This is a genomic window from Rhodobacter aestuarii (genome assembly GCF_900156655.1).
Classification (GTDB): Bacteria; Pseudomonadota; Alphaproteobacteria; order Rhodobacterales; family Rhodobacteraceae; genus Rhodobacter; species Rhodobacter aestuarii.
The window spans coordinates 1-1214 of the sequence record NZ_FTOG01000030.1 but is presented as its reverse complement, the minus strand read 5'-3'; the positions used below and the strand labels follow the sequence as shown (position 1 = coordinate 1214).

The window sequence follows — 1214 nt, the reverse complement described above, 5'->3', positions numbered from 1 at the left end:
GACGTATCGCGCATCGGCTTTCGGACAGCAAATCTCCTTCGATGGGCAGGCTTGGCAGGTTGCTTTCAGGCAGCGGTATTTCTTGCGCCCGCCGGTGTCCTGCCCCCGGTTTGGATCGGAATAGTTACGGCGGAATTGCTTGAGGGCGTGACCCTCAGGGCAGATGTACTGGTCGTTCGCCTCATCCCACTCGAAGTCGGAACGGGAGAACGTCCCGTCCGTCCGCTCCGACTTGTCGATGACTGGGATGAAGGGAATGATGCTGCGCTTCTCGACCAGCCAGCCAAGGTTCTCGGCATTGCCATAGGCGGTGTCGGCGGCCAGCCAGTCAGGTCGGATCCCGAACCGCTTTTCCGTCCTGTCCAGCATGGTGCGCGACGCTCCGACCTCTGCTTGGCGGATGGCGCGCGTCGCCTCAACATCCATGATTACAGAGCTCTTCGTGTCGATCAGATAGTTGGTGGCATAGGCAAAATAGGGGCGGCTTTCCTCCGCACGGGTCCATTGCGCGGCAGGGTCCGACTTGGCCACGAACTTCGGCTGGCTCGGGGACGCGGCCCCGAAGGCGGCATCATCCAGCGTCTCCAGGTATTCCTGCGCTGCACGGTGCCCCGCTTCGCGCGCCACCTCCGGGCTCCAGTCTTCAGCGGCGATTGACCGGACCTTGTTGGCGTCGGCGGAGATCAGGCTGGCATCCACGGCGAAGCCTTCGCCAGACACTAGGTCCTCTTTCAGGCAACGCTCGACCGTGGCCTCGAAGACCTGCCGCAGCAGGTCGCTTTCCCGGAGCTTGCCATGCCGATAACGCGAGAACGTCGAGTGATCCGGAACTTTCCCTTCCAGCCCAAGTCGGCAGAACCAGCGATACGCCAGGTTCAGGTGGACCTCGTCGCACAGGCGGCGCTCGGATCGGATACCCATGACGTAGCCAACCACCAGCATCCGAATGATCAATTCGGGATCGACGGAGGGACGGCCGAGGTGGCTGTAGAACGGGCGCAGCGCATCCCGAAGGCTGTCACCATCCAGTAGCAGATCGATCTCTCGCAGCAGGTGATTGGCCGGGACGTGCCGCTCCAGATCGAAGTCGTAGAACAGCTGCGCCGGAGCCTCTTGCCTGCCCATCATCCCGAAATCCTCCCATCCCCTCATATTTGAGTGAATCGAAAGACTTGCCGCAGCGCAACACGGACTTTTTCAACGGCATCGGCGGA

Annotated in this window: 1 protein-coding gene; it reads right to left on the bottom strand. The window is 61.7% G+C overall.

All coding sequences use genetic code 11. The features are described from left to right. Window positions 1-1128: IS1182 family transposase (locus tag BW967_RS18345; protein WP_076486571.1), on the bottom strand; the 1128-nt coding region annotated here is incomplete at its 3' end. Window positions 1129-1214 lie beyond the last annotated feature (86 nt).